13 protein-coding genes are annotated in these 13,997 nt (G+C 70.7%); 5 read left to right on the forward strand and 8 right to left on the reverse strand.

The features are described from left to right. Nucleotide 1: 1 nt before the first annotated feature. From FBZ87_RS10795 to FBZ87_RS10830, 8 genes are all read right to left on the reverse strand, one after another. Nucleotides 2–1,030, reverse strand: a complete 1,029-nt coding sequence (locus FBZ87_RS10795; protein ID WP_145610313.1) for a PilN domain-containing protein — start codon at nt 1,028–1,030, stop codon at nt 2–4. Continuing rightward, entirely contained in the window at nt 1,031–1,738 is a 708-nt protein-coding gene (locus FBZ87_RS10800; protein ID WP_145610314.1) for a prepilin-type N-terminal cleavage/methylation domain-containing protein, read from the reverse strand. Continuing rightward, nucleotides 1,735–2,169 (reverse strand): type II secretion system protein, encoded by a 435-nt coding sequence (locus FBZ87_RS10805; protein WP_145610315.1) that lies wholly within the window; start codon nt 2,167–2,169, stop codon nt 1,735–1,737. The genes FBZ87_RS10800 and FBZ87_RS10805 overlap by 4 nt, the downstream gene beginning before the upstream one ends. Before the next feature lie 27 nt (nt 2,170–2,196). After that, the gene (locus tag FBZ87_RS10810; RefSeq protein WP_145610316.1) at nt 2,197–2,640 is read right to left on the reverse strand and encodes a prepilin-type N-terminal cleavage/methylation domain-containing protein; all 444 of its coding nucleotides are present in this window, start codon (nt 2,638–2,640) and stop codon (nt 2,197–2,199) included. Nucleotides 2,641–2,643: 3 nt separating this feature from the next. Further along, complete coding sequence (gene gspG, locus FBZ87_RS10815; protein WP_186454695.1) at nt 2,644–3,105, reverse strand: type II secretion system major pseudopilin GspG; 462 nt, start codon at nt 3,103–3,105, stop codon at nt 2,644–2,646. Continuing rightward, a complete protein-coding gene (locus FBZ87_RS10820) occupies nt 3,089–4,312 on the reverse strand; it encodes a type II secretion system F family protein (RefSeq protein WP_145610317.1) in 1,224 nt (407 codons plus the stop codon). Before FBZ87_RS10820 ends, gspG begins: the two co-directional genes overlap by 17 nt. A gap of 5 nt (nt 4,313–4,317) precedes the next feature. Further along, nucleotides 4,318–6,006: a GspE/PulE family protein gene (locus FBZ87_RS10825; protein ID WP_145610318.1), complete on the reverse strand. Its 1,689-nt coding sequence runs from the start codon at nt 6,004–6,006 to the stop codon at nt 4,318–4,320. Nucleotides 6,007–6,567: 561 nt separating this feature from the next. Further along, nucleotides 6,568–7,083: a hypothetical protein gene (locus FBZ87_RS10830; RefSeq protein ID WP_145610319.1), complete on the reverse strand. Its 516-nt coding sequence runs from the start codon at nt 7,081–7,083 to the stop codon at nt 6,568–6,570. A 204-nt stretch (nt 7,084–7,287) separates the two neighbouring features. Here FBZ87_RS10830 and FBZ87_RS29145 point away from each other — a divergent pair, with 204 nt between their 5' ends. The 5 genes from FBZ87_RS29145 (at nt 7,288) to FBZ87_RS10855 (ending at nt 13,731) form a co-directional block, all read left to right on the forward strand. Then, the gene (locus FBZ87_RS29145; protein WP_186454696.1) at nt 7,288–9,081 is read left to right on the forward strand and encodes a hypothetical protein; all 1,794 of its coding nucleotides are present in this window, start codon (nt 7,288–7,290) and stop codon (nt 9,079–9,081) included. Nucleotides 9,082–9,234: 153 nt separating this feature from the next. Next, complete coding sequence (locus tag FBZ87_RS10840; protein ID WP_145610320.1) at nt 9,235–9,696, forward strand: ester cyclase; 462 nt, start codon at nt 9,235–9,237, stop codon at nt 9,694–9,696. Then, nucleotides 9,693–11,264 carry an MFS transporter gene (locus FBZ87_RS10845; protein WP_246134341.1) on the forward strand — a complete coding sequence of 524 codons (1,572 nt, stop codon included), beginning with the start codon at nt 9,693–9,695 and terminating at the stop codon, nt 11,262–11,264. The genes FBZ87_RS10840 and FBZ87_RS10845 overlap by 4 nt, the downstream gene beginning before the upstream one ends. Beyond that, complete coding sequence (locus FBZ87_RS10850) at nt 11,261–12,367, forward strand: HlyD family secretion protein (RefSeq protein WP_145610321.1); 1,107 nt, start codon at nt 11,261–11,263, stop codon at nt 12,365–12,367. The genes FBZ87_RS10845 and FBZ87_RS10850 overlap by 4 nt, the downstream gene beginning before the upstream one ends. Further along, on the forward strand, nt 12,364–13,731 hold the full coding sequence (locus FBZ87_RS10855; protein WP_145610322.1) for an efflux transporter outer membrane subunit: 1,368 nt from the start codon (nt 12,364–12,366) through the stop codon (nt 13,729–13,731). Before FBZ87_RS10850 ends, FBZ87_RS10855 begins: the two co-directional genes overlap by 4 nt. Nucleotides 13,732–13,997: the final 266 nt, after the last annotated feature.

The raw sequence follows: 13,997 nt of genomic DNA on the forward strand, positions 1-13,997 counted from the left end.
CTCAAGGCCTCCCCACGGCGAGGCTGGTCACCAGCGTGAAGTCGCGCACCGGGCCGCCGGACTGGCCGGCCACGGGCGCGGCCGGCGGGGCGGCCGCGGCGTCGGCGGGGTCAGTGAAATGCGGATCAGTGAAGGGGCCTGCCGCCCGGACGCGGGCCAGCACATCGGCCAGGTCGGATGCCCGGCCCTGCAGGGTCACGGCCTGAGGCGACAGCGTCATGTCCTTCAGCCAGACGCTGTCGGGCAAGGCCAGCGCCAGTTCGTCCAGCACCTGGCCCCGGCCCGGCTGGGCCAGCAGCACGGCGGTCGCCGGGGCGTCGGGGCTGAGGAACAGGATGCGGTCGCGCAGGTCCTGCACGGCCCGCGCCTCCTTGGCCACCGCCGCCAGCTTCTGTTCCACGTTGGCGGTCTGCTGGTCCAGGATCCAGATGGCGACCGCGAAGGGAATGGGCAGCGCCAGCCAGAACAGACCGGCGACCATGGCCATCCCCAAGGCCCGCCGGCGCACACGCAGGGTGTTGAAGCGGAGGAATTCCGGCGCCCGTCCGCCCGCCACCAACGCGGTGACGCCGGCCAAGGTCAGGCCCGCCGCCACCGCCGAGCCCAGCGCCGCCGACAGCACCGTCCGCCGTACCATGTAGACGCGGGCGACATAGGCGGATGCGGTGCCGCCCCCGTCGCCCCGCGGCGCCATCACCACGTCCCAGGCCAGCAGGTCGGGACGCAGGGGCATGAAGCGATGGGCCTGCATCTCGACGAAGCCGCGCGCGTCGACGATGGCACCGCCCAGCCCGCCTTTGGGCAGGGGCACATCCACCGTGTGCACGTCCGACGGATCCAGAACCAGGCGCACGGGCGCGCGCCCCACCGGCGCGGTCACGCCGGCGCCGCCGGGCGGCACCAACACGACCGGCACCTCCAGCCCCAGGGGCTGGCGCCAGCGGCGCGGCAAGGCCGCGACGACACCGTCGGCCAATCCGTCCATGGCCAGCACGGCCACGCGTGTCAGGCGGCGGGCCAGGGTGGGCATCTAGGACCCTCCCGGGCGGCAGCCGCCCTGCACGGGATCGTAGGCGCACAGCACCCCGCCCCGCACCAGGGGGGCGGCGATCATGGGCGGCCAGGGACCGTCCCCACCCGCCAGCGCCACGTCCAGCCGCACCAGGGCCGGGGCGCGGGCGGGATCCGTCCACCGGTCGGTCCAGGCGTGGGCCTGCGCATCGAAATAGGACCAGGCGATGCGCGTCGCGCCGCCGACCAGCACGCCGTCGCCCGGCGGCGGGCCGTCCGGGCGCAGGGGCGCCACCCGCAGGCGCAGGGCCAGATGGCCGGCCGGCCCCTCCACCGTCAGGGCGATGCGGTAGAGTCCGCCCCGGCCCAAGCCGGTGGGCAGGGGCGCCAGCACGTCGAAATGGCGGGCGTCGCGTTCCAACGGTGGCATATCAACCCCGGCCGCGCCCAGGTCGGCGGGCGTCATGGCGTTGGTCACCAGGAAGCGGGTGAAGTCATGCACCCGGCCCAGGTCGGCGGCGGCGCGCTGCAGGGCGCCGCTGCGGTCGGCCATGCGGTTCATCAGGGGCAGGAGGCCAACGGCCGCCACAGCCAGCATGCCCAGCAGGGCCAGGGCAACCAGCGCCTCCACCAGGGTCATGCCCTGGCGGCCATCGGAGCGGCTGTCGGAGCGGCCATTAAAGCGCCCGCTGGGGGTATTCAGGATCGCGCGGGCCATCGCCGTCATCGCGTGTCGTCCACCATGGCCCGGCTGGTGACGACCGCCAATACGGGCCCCTCCGTTCCCCGCGCCGTCCCAGGCGCGCCTGCGATTGTGCCTGTGATTGTCTGGGGCGGCGGGGCCATGTCGCGGACTTCTACCCGATAGTCCCGGTCGCCGGTCGGGGAAACGGCCACCGGCACAATTTTGACACGGTAAAGCACCCCCCCTCCCGTCCCCTCCAGCGACACGTCCGTGGGCCGGTCGGCCAGGGGGATGGCAACGCCCGCCTCCGCCGCCACCGACTGGGCCAGGCGCAAGGCCGCCGTCTCTCCCCACGCCTGCCGCGCCGCCCAGGCGCCGGACCAGGCGGACTGCATCAGCAGCGCCGTGCCCAGGCCGAAGATGGCCAGGGCGATGAGCATTTCCAGCAGGGTGAAGCCGGCCGCGCGGCGCATGGGTATTCCCGTCAATCTGGCCCCTTCCTATTCGCGGTGAACCGTGCCCAGCGGCCAGTCCACCCGCACGGTGGCGGCGCGGTCGCCTTCGCTGAGGCGGATTTCGGCGCCGGGGGACCAGCCGCCGGGCAGGAACACCACGGCGCCGGGCCGGCCGGCATCGGCGCTGTCGATGGCCAGGGTCACGGCAGCGATACGGCGGAGCCGCCGGCCGGCGGCACCCCCGGCGGGATGCTTCAGGTCATCCAGGGAAAAAGCCACCGGCTGGCCGGTCACCATGGCCTCCACCTGGCGGTTGCGCAGCTCATCCTCAAGCGCGGCGACGGCGGCGCTGAAGCGCAGACCGGGCAGGCGGTCCTGGATGCCCAGGGCCAGGGCCGCCCCCAGGATGCCCAGAATCACCAGCACCACCAGCACCTCGACCAGCGTGAAGCCGGCCGCATGCCGCGGTGGGACCTCGGCCATCATCATGACCTACCAGCTGGTGACGTCGCGGGCGTCACCCTCGCCACCCGGGGCGTTGTCGCTGCCGTACGTGAAGATGTCATAGGCGCCGTGGTCGCCCGGCACCTTGTAGCGGTAGGCGTTGCCCCAGGGGTCGATCAGGGCCTGGCGCTTGCGCAGGTAGGGCCCGCGCCAGCTGGCGTCGCCGGCGGGCGCGGTCACCAGCGCCTCCAGCCCCTCTTGCATCGTGGGATAGCGGCCGACATCGACGTAGAACAGGTCAACAGCCGCCACCAGGGTGTTGATCTGGGCCTGCGCCGCCTCCCCCTTCGCTTTTCCCAAGCGGGCGACCAGGTTGGGGGCGACCAGCAGGCCCAACAGGCCGATGATCACCAGCACCACCAGCACCTCGACCAGGGTGAACCCCCACTGCCTCCCGCGGTCACGACGGAAGATGGGGTTCAGGTCCAGGATGTCAGAGGGCGATGTCATTCAGGCTGAGGATCCCCGCGATGAGGGCGGCGAAGATGCCGCCGACCATGCCGCCGAGAACAAGGGTTAGGACGGGCGTCACCAAAGACAAGGCCCTATCCAGCGCTAAGCCCCTTTCGCGCTCCAACACTTTCGACAGATCCAGCAGGCCCTGGGGCAGGCTGGCGGTCTGTTCCGCCATGGCCAGCATGCGCGACAGCCGGCGGGGGAACAGCGGTTCGGCCTGCACGGCGCGGCTGAGGTCGGACCCGCCGCGCACAGCGACGCGCACCCGGTCGGCGGCGCCGGCCAACGCGCGGTTGGCGACGCAGCCGCCGGCGGTGGACAGGGCGGAGGCCAAGGGCACGCCGCCGCTGAGTAGGCTGGCCAGCGTGCGGGTGTAGAGCGCCAGCTGGGCGTCCCCGATCAGCCGGCCCAGGGGGCCCGTGGCCACCAGCAGCATGCGGTCCATGCGCAGGCGCAACTCGGGCTGGCGGTAGGCGCGCAGGGTCGCCAGCACGGCCAGGGCGCCGCCCGCCAGCAGGCCGGGGCCGAAGCGGCCCAGCAGGTCACCGATGGCCAGGACAGCGGCGGTGGCGGCGGGCAGCTTGGCCTTGCTGCCGGCGAACAGGTCCTGGAACTGCGGCAGGACATAGCCGGCCATCAGGGCCAGGGCCGCCAGGGTCAGAAGGCCGATCAGGGCGGGATAGGTCATGGCGCTGATCAGGCGCTGACGGAACTGGGCGCGATCCTCCTCCAAGCTCGCCAGGTGGCCCAGGGCGGCGGCCAGGGACCCGCCCTGCTCCCCCGCCGCAACCAGGCCGACGAACTCCGGCGGAAAGACCCCGCCCTGCGCCGCCAGGGCGGCCGCCAGGCTGTCGCCGGCGCGCACCCGGGCGCGAATCTCACCCACCAGGGCACCGGCGGCCGGACGTTGCATCTGGTCGGCGACCAGACCCAGAGCCGGTTCCAGCGCGAAGCCGGCGGAGACCAGGTTGGCCAGGTCCCGCACCAGGGACAGCCGTTCCGCCCGCTTGAGGCCCTTGGCACCACTTCCGCCGAAGGTGCTCCTGGCCCCTTCCGCCTTGATCGACAGCGGCGTCAGGCCGCGCTGCATCAGCTGATCGACGGCCGCGCGGCGGTCGGCGGCCTCGATGGTGCCCCGGCTCGCGCGGCCATTGGCATCGACGGATCGGTAGGTGAAGTTGGTCATGGCCATCGTCGTCATTTTTCTTAATCCGCCTTGGTCACGCGCAAAATTTCTTCAGGCGTGGTCACACCATCCAACACCCGCTGCAGGCCGTCCTGATACAGGGGCACCATGCCGCCGGTCGCCACCGCCGCCGCCTCGATCTCCGCGGACGACGCTCCCTGGCGGATCAGCGCGCGGACCTGGTCGTTGATGGGCAGCCACTCGGCGATGGCGCAGCGGCCGCGGTAGCCCGTGCCGTTGCAGGCGGGGCAGCCCACCGCGCGGTAGACGGTGGTCAGGCGCGCCGGCAGGCCTAGGGCCGCCGCCGCCTCGGCCGACAGGGCGTGGGGCTGGCGGCAGTGGGGGCACAGGGTGCGCACCAGGCGCTGGGCCAGCACGCCGTTCAGGGTGGAGGCCAGCAGGTAGAGGTCCACCCCCATGTCCATCAGGCGCGGCACAGCGCCGGCAGCGTCGTTGGTGTGCAGGGTGGACAGCACCAGGTGGCCGGTCAGGGCCGCCTGCACCGCCACCTTGGTGGTCTCGCCATCGCGCATTTCGCCCACCAGGATGACGTCGGGGTCCTGGCGCAGGAAGCTGCGCAGGGCATGGGCGAAGGTCAGGCCGATGCCCGGCTTCACCTGGGTCTGGTTGATGCCGTCCAGCAGATATTCCACCGGGTCCTCGACGGTCAGGATCTTGCGGCGGGCGGCGTCCATGCCGCGCAGGCCGGCGTAGAGGGTGGTGGTCTTGCCGCTGCCGGTAGGTCCCGTCACCAGCACGATGCCGTGGGGGCGGTCCAGCTCGGCCGCCAGCGGGTCCGCCACCCAGGCGGGCAGGCCCAGGCTGTCCAGCCGGCCGCCGGCGGTCTGCTGGTCCAGGATGCGCATCACCACGTCCTCGCCATGCACGGTCGGGGTGGTGGAGACGCGGAAGTCGATCTCGCGGCCCTGCAGGGTCTGGCGGATGCGGCCGTCCTGGGGCAGGCGCCGCTCGCCGATGTCCAGGCCGGCCATGACCTTGACGCGGGTGATGAAGCCGGCGGCCACGCGGCGGGGCAGCACCTCGGCCTCGCGCAGGATGCCATCGACGCGGTGGCGGACGACCAGGCGGTCAGCCATGGGCTCGACATGGATGTCGGTGGCGCCGGCGGCCAGCGCCGCCTGGATGGCGTTGCCCACCAGGCGCACCACCGGGCCCTCGCTGGCAAGGTCCCGCAGGCGCTCGGCATCGCCCTCCAGCAGGTCCGGTATCTCGTCCTGGTTGGCGGCGGCCGGTGCGGCCTCATACAGGCGGTCCAGCGCCGCGGCGATGGCGGTGCCGGTCATGACCACGGGCCGCACCGGGCGGCCGGCCAGGAAGGCCGCGGCCTTCAACGCCTGGGTATCCAGCGGGTCGGCCACGGCGAACACGGCCTGGGTGCCGTCGCCAGGGGTGCCGCCCGCGGTCAGGGGCAGCATCAGCTTGGTCTTCAGGAAGGACAGGTTGGCCGTTTCCACCATCACCGGCGCCTCGGGCAAATGGTCGGCCGGCCACAGCGCCAGGCCCAGGGCCTGGGCGTACGCCCCCGCCATATGCTCTTCCGACACCAGGCCCAGGTCCACCAGCCGACGGTCCACCCGGCCACCCGCCGCCTGCGCACGCGCCACCGCGCCGTTGGCCAGCTGGCCCTGTGCCGCCAACGCGGACAGGACGCGGGTCAAGGGGTCGTCCTGGTGGTCGTGCCGCTGCATGGTATCGGTAACAGCACGGACAGCTGAGTGTTGATGGGCGGTCACGTAGTATACCTTTTAAAACTGGATGCGGAATATACCGGGTGCTTTGCTAGGGAATAGTTCTAGGTCGTAAAGGTTAATATATCGCGAAGGGCCTAGGTCTCAACGTCTAGCTCTTAGGGGGTATGTCCGACCCATGAATCGACGGCGATTCCCTCATCATCTTGGAAATTCTATATAAATCAGGCGATAACAGCCCGTGAACAGATGGGATAAGTTGGTGTTTCGGCCCCCGCCTATGCCTTTCATCTAGGCACGGCCCAGGCCTCGGCAAGGTATCTTGCTTAACAACAAAGACAATATTCATAAAATTTTAGATTTAACGCTGGCGGCACATTTACAAAAATCCGTCGATAGGTATTTGAATCATTTCGGATTTTCTTAAGCGCCTAATTTATAGACACGTCCGTTTAGGCGCGCTGCCAGTCAAAGCCCACAATAAAACGTTGCTGATCCTTCCTATGGGAAGACCACCCTTGAAATGAACGCATTTCAGAACGAATTTTATAAGATCGTATCCTAAATACGATCTAAGCTTTCCAGCAGCTTGCGCGACCGGGCCAGCAGGTCGATGAACGCCGCATCCTGGATTTTGGCCAGCCGCACGGCGAAGGCCACGGCCTCCGGGTCGCGTTGGCCGGACAGCTCATGCAGGGCCCGCGCCCGCTCCAGCCCCGCCGCCAGGCTGGTGTACCAGGAGACGAGGTCGCGCGGCAGCGGCGTGGGCAGGTAGCCCACCGTGCTGCCCAGGGCACGGAATACAGGCATGTAGTCGCGGTCACCGCGGAAGGCGTGATGCACGACCGATGGCGCGTCGCCGCAGGCCTGCAGGTCGGCGCGCAGCATCGACAGGTAATTCTCCTCGATATGCTGCGACAGGGCGCCGATCTCGCCAATCAGGGCACAGGCGATGTTGCGCTTGGCCCGCAGGCGCACGCGCCGTTCATGAAAGGTATTGGCCACGAAGCCCGAGAAGCCACCGACCACCCCACCGGCGACGGCGCCCGATATCTGCAACCACGGAAACTCCACCATCCCATCCCCCTTTGCGCCCGCCCCACCGGACAATAATGGTTCACAAGGTCCAAGCACCGTTAGTCCGTGCCCGCTAACCGTTATACCAACCTGTGAGACGGGGCGCCCGCCTTGACCGGCGCTGGCGGTGCCCGTCATAAATTGCGCAATAGTCAAATTTTCAGCCCAATTTTCAGCCCCAATTTTCAGAAGGACAGGGCCCCCGTGGATCCCACCAAGACGCCGTCGCCCTGGGCCGTGCGCGAACAGGTCGATCGGCTGCGGGCCAGCCCCCAGTTCGCCGGGTCGGAACGGCTGCTGGCCTTCCTGCACTTCATCGTCGAGGAGACGCTGAAGGACGGCGGCGCCACCTTGAGGGAGGCGGTGATCGGCAACGCCGTCTATGGCCGCGAACCGCCCTACGACCCCCGTATCGACAGCACCGTGCGGGTAGAGGCGCGGCGCCTGCGCCGCAAGCTGGAGGATCACTACGCCGGCCCCGGCCGGGCCGATCCGGTGGTCGTCAGCCTGCCGACCGGCGGCTACGTCCCGCACTTCACCCTGAACACCACGCCGGCGGCCGTAGAGATGGACGCGCCGGCACCCCTGGCGGAAGGCCCGACCTACACCCCCGGTTTCGGCGCCGCCGTGGCCGTCATGCCGTTGCGGGCGCTGAGCCGCGCGCCCGAGGATGAAAGCTTCGCCGACGGCCTGACGGACGAACTGATCTATGCCCTGGGCCGGGCACAGGGCCTGCGCGTCACCTCGCGCGCGGTCGCCTTCCAGGCGCACGGCCAGGGCTGGACCGTGCCCGCCCTGGCGCGCGAGCTGGGGGTGGATGCCGTGCTGCAAGGCACGGTGCGCCGCCAGGACGGCATGCTGCGCGTGACGGTGGAGGTGTCGAACCCCAAGGGTTTCGTCATCTGGTCCGACCGCTTCGACGCCCCCGACCATGAGCATCTGCGCCTGCAGGAACGCATCGCCGCCACGGTGCTGAGCCGGGTGCGCCTGGACAGCAGCGCCATGCGCGCCTCGCGCATCTCTCCCGGCCCGGTGGCGCTGGAGGCGCACGCCCGCATCTATCGCGCCCGGCAGCTGCAGGACCAGCAGACGCCGACCGCCCTTTATGAGGCGCTGGAGATATTCCAGCGGGTGGCGGAGGGGGCGGCCGACTTCGCCCGGGGCCATTCGGGCGTGGCCGACTGCCAGTGCGACCTGTTCCGCCTGGGCCTGCTCAGCCATGCCGAGGCCAAGGCGACGGCCGACGCCGCCGTGCGGCGTGCCCTGGAAATTGATGCCCAGTCGGTGGAGGCGCTGACGGCGCGCGCCACCGTGGCCGCCTGGCTGGACCGCGACGCCCCGGCGGCGGAAGCGGACTTCGCCCGCGCCCTGCGCCTGGGCGATCACGCCCGCGCCGTCCGCCTCTACGGCGTCCTTCTCACCATCCTCGACCGGCAGGAGGAGGCGGAGCACTTGTTCCGCGAGGCCCGCGCCATCGAGCCCTTTTCCGTGCAACAAGACATCGCGGAGGCCATCAGCCATTATCAGGGCCGCCGCCATGCCCAACTGATCGCCGCCGGGCCCCAAGCGGACGGACAGGCGGCGGGCCTATCGGCGGAGGTGCTGGTCTGCCGCGCCCTGGCCCATGTCTTCGGCGGCGACCCCAACGGGGCCCGGGCCCTGGTCGGCCCCATTGAACGCACCACCGCCAAGCATCCCGACCTGGTTTACGCCCGCGCGGAGATCGAGGGCTGGCTGGGCGAGCCGGAGCGGGGCTGGCGCCTGCTGGCCACGTCCGACACCGTCCCCGCCACCGCCTTCGCCCGCGCCACCTTGGCCGCCGCCCTGAACGATGAGGCGCGCGGCCTGGCGGCCCTCAATCACGCCATCGACCGGCGGGAGCTGTCGACCGTCTGGCTGCGCACCGACAGCCGCTTCGACGCCTGGCGCGACCGCCCGGGATTTCAGGCGGTGATGGACCGGCTGCTGCCGCCCAAGGCGGCGGTCCAGGCAGGCTAACCGTAAGCGCCGGATGGCTCACTCCATCCCCGTCGGCCCCCGCCCCTAGCATTGGCCCCCGAGAGGCAACCGGAGGACGGCTTCCGGGGAAATGGGGAGTGGTGCTGATGGGGTTGACACTTGGAATGTCACAGCGCCCGCCGCGGGCCTGACATGGCGGTACGCCGCACGCTCGACCGGATGCGCGCCCTGGACCGCGCCTGGAACGACCGGCGCTGGCACGACTATGCCGAGTTCCTGGGGGAGGATTTGGTGGCGCACGGCGATGGTGCGGCACCACCCCTGCACAAGCGCGCGCACATTGATCAGGCCATCCGCTTCTGCGCCGCCTTCCCCGATGCCCGCATCCATGTGGAGTCCTACCTGGACTTGTTCAGCAGCCACGACGGCCACCACAGCTGCGCCGTGGCGCGGCTGACCGGCACCGCCAGCGGCGGCTTGACCCTGCCCGCCGATTTGCTGGACGGTCCGGACGCCGCACCGCTCAAACGGGCCTTCGACGTGCCGCGCCTGGCCATCTGCCGGTGGGAGCGGGGCTGGATCGTCGACTACCGCGTCCACCTGGACACCTCGCTGATGCTGCATCAGCTGCGCGACCCGGCGGCGGCCCCATGACGGTCATCGGCGACGACTATGCGTTCCGGCCGGAGGAGCGGCCGACCTTCGTCGGCTCGCCCGCCGCGCCGGCGCACCCGCTGGGCCGCCGGCTGGGCTATGCCGCCGTCGCCGTGCTGGTGGGGGTGGCGGCCACCCTGGGCAACGCGCTGGTGAACGTGAACCTGGCCAGCCTGTCCGGCGCACTGGGCGTCTACATCGACCAAGCCAGCTGGCTTCCCGCCCTCTATGTCGCCTTCAACGCCGGCGCCAACCTGATGCTGGTGAAGGCGCGGGTGCAATTCGGCATTCCGGCGGTGACCGGCACACTGCTGGTGGCCTACGCCCTGGCCGGCCTATTGCAATTCGTCATTCCCGGCTTCGCCGCCGCCGCCATCATCCGCGCCGTCAGCGGCATGACGGCGGCCGGCTTGACCACCATGACCATTTACAACCTGCTGCAGGTGTTTCCTGGCCGCCTACGGCCCCTGGCCCTGGTCATCGGCATCGGCCTGACCCAGCTGGGCACGCCGCTGGCCCGCCTGGTGCCGGTGGAGATGATGGCCCTACACCAGTGGCAGGGCCTGCATCTGATGGAGATCGGCATCGCGCTGGCGGTGCTGGCGGCGATCACCGCCCTGCCCCTGCCGCCCAGCGACCGCGCGCCCGCCTTCCAGCCGCTGGACTTCGCCGTCATCGGCCTGATGCTGCCCTGCCTGGTGCTGGTCTGCGGTGTATTGGGCCAAGGCCGCCTGCTGTGGTGGGTGGACACGCCCTGGCTGGGCTGGGCGCTGGCGGCGGCCGTGCCCCTGTTCACCCTGGCCTGGCTGATCGAGCGGCGGCGGAACCGGCCGCTGATCCGCGTCCACTGGCTGACCACGCTGGACATGGCGCGCTTCGCCGCCGCCGCGTTGCTGATGCGGGTGTCATTGGCGGAGCAGACCTATGGCGCGGTCGGCCTGTTGACGGCGGGCGGCCTGATCAACGACCAGTTGCACCCCCTGTTCGCCATCGTGGTCCTGGCCATGCTGGGCGGCACGCTGACGGCCGCCTTGACCCTGTCGGAACGGCGCCTGCCCTACCAGATCATCGCGGCCTCGCTGCTGATCGCAGCCGGCGCCTGGCTCGACAGCGACGCCACCAGCCTGGTGCGCCCGCCGCAGCTGTACCTCAGCCAGGCGCTGATCGCCTTCGGCACCACCCTGTTCATCGGGCCGGCCCTGGTGCTGGGCTTCCTGCGCATGGTGGCCAAGGGACCGGACTACCTGGTCACCTTCATGGTGCTGTTCAGCATCACCCAGAATGTGGGTGGGTTGGCGGGGTCGGCCCTGCTGGGCAGCCTGCAGGTGGCCTCATCCCACTGGCATGCCCAAACCCTGTCGGAACATCTGGTGGCGTCCGACCCGCAGGTGGTGGCCCGCCTGGCGATGGGGGGCGGCGGCGCGCTGGGCCAGGCCCTGGGGCGCGAGGCCGCCGTGCTGGCCTTCAACGACGTCTTCCTGTTCGTGGCCGGCCTGGCGCTGCTGAACGCGCTTTATGTCGGCTATCTCGTCCTGTTCAACACCCTGCGCCGGAGACGCGGATCATGAGCGCCCCCGATACCCACCATTATTGGCATCCGCCCCGGCGCGGCCGGCTGACCGCCCTGGCCATCCTGGGCGTCGCCGTCGGCGCCATCCTGGCCCTGCTGGCCGCCTGGCGCCTGCCGCCCTTCGCCGGCGCGGTGGAGGCGACGGAAAACGCCTACATCCGGGGGCGCACCACGGTGATCGCCCCGCAGGTCAGCGGCTATGTCGTGGCGGTGCTGGTCGGCGACTACGCCCACGTCAAGGCCGGGCAGGTGCTGGCCCGCATCGACGACCGCATCTACCGCGCCCGGGTGGACCAGGCCCGGGCCAACCTGGCGGCACAGCGCGCGGCCCTGGCCAACAGCGCGCAGGCCCATGCCGCGCGCACCGCCAGCCTGGCGGGCCAGACCGCCAACCTGGCCAACGCCCGCGCCCAGCTGGCCCGGGCGCGCGCCGACATGGCGCGTGTGACCGACCTGGTGCGCGACGGCTCCGTCTCCATCCGGGAGCGCGACCAGACCCAGGCCGCCCTGGCCCAGGCGGAAGCGCAGGTACGCCAGGCCGAGGCAGGGGGCGAGATCGCCCGCCAGGACGTGCGCACGGTGGACGTGGGCCGCGACGGGCTGCAGGCCCAGGTGGAGGCGGCGCAGGCCCAGCTGGCCCTGGCGGAGATCGATTTGGACCATACGGTGATCTACGCCCCCGAGGACGGCCAGGTGGGCGAGGTCGGCGTACGCCTGGGCCAGTACGTCACAAATGGCACCCAGTTCCTGTCGCTGGTGCCGGACGACCGCTGGATCATCGCCAATTACAAGGAGGCGCAGACCGCGCACATGGCCGTGGGGCAGCCGGCGCGCTTCACCGTCGACGCGCTGGACGGGGCCGAACTGACCGGCACGGTGGAGATGCTGTCGCCGGCCGCCGGTTCCGAATTCGCGGTGCTGAAGCCCGACAACGCCACCGGTAACTTCATCAAGGTGCCGCAGCGCATCGGCGTGCGCATCGCCATCACCCCCGGCCAGCCCCTGGCCGACCGCCTGCGCCCCGGCATGTCGGTGGAGACGCGGGTGGATACCGCCGGCGGGGCCAAGCCCGACGGGACCGCGCCGGGGACCGCACGATGAGGCGGTTGGCCCATCCCCTGGCGCTTCTTCTCCTGTGCGCCTGCACCGGCCCCAGGCCGGAGGCGCCGCTGACCGCCGCCGTGGAGCCGCCGCCCGCCTGGCGTGGTCGCGATACCGCCGATGGCGCCGTGGAGGCCGCGTGGTGGCGGGCCTTCGGCGACCCGGTGCTGACCCGCATCGTCGACCAGGCCCTGGCTAACAACACCGACGTGATGGCGGGGGCCGCCCATGTGGCGGAGGCGCGGGCGCAATACCGCCTGGCGGAGGCCCAGCGCCTGCCCAACGTGGCCTTCGCCGCCGGCGGCGGCCGGCAGCGCGACGTCAGCCCCTTTGGTCAGCCGCGCCAGCAGACGGCCGGGCAGTGGCAGGCCACCGCCGCCTATGACCTCGATCTGTTCAGCCGCCTGGAAGATGCCAGCGAAGCCGCCCGCGCCACGCTGCTGGCGACGGAGGCGGCGCATGACAGCGTGCGCCTGGCCGTCGCCGCCTCGGCCGCCGCCGGCTATGTCGGGCTGCGGGCATTGGACGCCCGGCTGGATGTGCTGAAACGCACCCTGGCGGCGCGCGAAGCCTCCTTGCACCTGGCCCGGCGGCGGGCGGAGACGGGTTACGCCGCCCAGTTGGACCTGGCACAGGCGCAAGCCGAATATGAGGCCACGGCCCAGCTCATCCCCGCCACCGAACTGGCGATCACCCGGCAGGAGGATGGCCTGAGCCTGCTGCTGGGTGAAAACCCGCGCGCCATCGAGCGCGGACTGGACCTGGCCGGCCTGACGCCACCGCCGGTGCCGGCGGGCCTGCCGGCCGACCTGCTGCGCCGCCGGCCGGACATCGCGCAGGCGGAACAGCAACTGGTGGCGGCCGACCACGGCCTGGACGCGGCACGCGCGGCCTTCCTGCCTGACGTGCAGCTGAGCGCCGCCGGCGGTACCGTGGTCAGCAGCCTGATCGACCCGGTCAACGTCTTCACCCTGGGCGGCAGCATCCTGGCACCCCTGTTCGACAGCGGCCGCCTGCGGGCCCAGGCCGACGGCGCGGCGGCCCGGCGGGACGCGGCAGCCTTCGGCTACCGCAAGGCGGCCCTGACCGCCTTCCGCGAGGTGGAGGACGGGCTGGCCGGCGTGCAGCGCAGCGGGGAGCAGGAGACGGTGCTGTTACGCCAGCGCGATGCCCTGGCCCGCACCCTGGCCATCGCCACCAGCCGCTACCGCGCCGGCTATTCCCCCTATCTGGAGCAGCTGGACGCAGAGCGCGGCCTGCTGTCGGCGGAATTGGCCCTGGTGCAGTCACGCGCCGACCGGTTGGCCGCCGCCATTACCCTCGCCCAGGCGCTGGGCGGCGGCTGGCGCCCCACCTCACCGTGAGGCGCCACAATCCTCGGCTGTATGTGCGGCTGCGGTAGCGCGCGGATATCACCGGAAGGCGATCTATATCCTCCGTGACGCATATTTTTTGGTAGGTCGCTGATATGGTTCGCAAATCCATTCCGTCCAGGGTGAAGCCGGGGAGCATGGCCCCAGCTTCAAGAATTCAGCGTTTTGCGATCAAATAATAAGCAAAGCGTTCTATATTCAACAAAGCCTCGAACTACATAAATAGACACCAGTCCGCCTTCAATTGGTTTCGTCGC

Source organism: Nitrospirillum amazonense, assembly GCF_007828035.1.
GTDB classification, from domain to species: Bacteria; Pseudomonadota; Alphaproteobacteria; order Azospirillales; family Azospirillaceae; genus Nitrospirillum; species Nitrospirillum amazonense.

Coding starts and splice junctions, on each gene's coding strand:
- FBZ87_RS10825 (WP_145610318.1), bottom strand. CDS start 6,006: ATGCAGCGGCACGACCACCAGGACGACCCCTTGACCCGCGTCCTGTCC.
- FBZ87_RS10855 (WP_145610322.1), top strand. CDS start 12,364: ATGAGGCGGTTGGCCCATCCCCTGGCGCTTCTTCTCCTGTGCGCCTGC.
- FBZ87_RS10810 (WP_145610316.1), bottom strand. CDS start 2,640: ATGATGATGGCCGAGGTCCCACCGCGGCATGCGGCCGGCTTCACGCTG.
- FBZ87_RS10795 (WP_145610313.1), bottom strand. CDS start 1,030: ATGCCCACCCTGGCCCGCCGCCTGACACGCGTGGCCGTGCTGGCCATG.
- FBZ87_RS10800 (WP_145610314.1), bottom strand. CDS start 1,738: ATGACGGCGATGGCCCGCGCGATCCTGAATACCCCCAGCGGGCGCTTT.
- FBZ87_RS10820 (WP_145610317.1), bottom strand. CDS start 4,312: ATGACGACGATGGCCATGACCAACTTCACCTACCGATCCGTCGATGCC.
- FBZ87_RS10840 (WP_145610320.1), top strand. CDS start 9,235: ATGGCGGTACGCCGCACGCTCGACCGGATGCGCGCCCTGGACCGCGCC.
- FBZ87_RS10805 (WP_145610315.1), bottom strand. CDS start 2,169: ATGCGCCGCGCGGCCGGCTTCACCCTGCTGGAAATGCTCATCGCCCTG.
- FBZ87_RS10830 (WP_145610319.1), bottom strand. CDS start 7,083: ATGGTGGAGTTTCCGTGGTTGCAGATATCGGGCGCCGTCGCCGGTGGG.
- FBZ87_RS10845 (WP_246134341.1), top strand. CDS start 9,693: ATGACGGTCATCGGCGACGACTATGCGTTCCGGCCGGAGGAGCGGCCG.
- gspG (WP_186454695.1), bottom strand. CDS start 3,105: ATGACATCGCCCTCTGACATCCTGGACCTGAACCCCATCTTCCGTCGT.
- FBZ87_RS10850 (WP_145610321.1), top strand. CDS start 11,261: ATGAGCGCCCCCGATACCCACCATTATTGGCATCCGCCCCGGCGCGGC.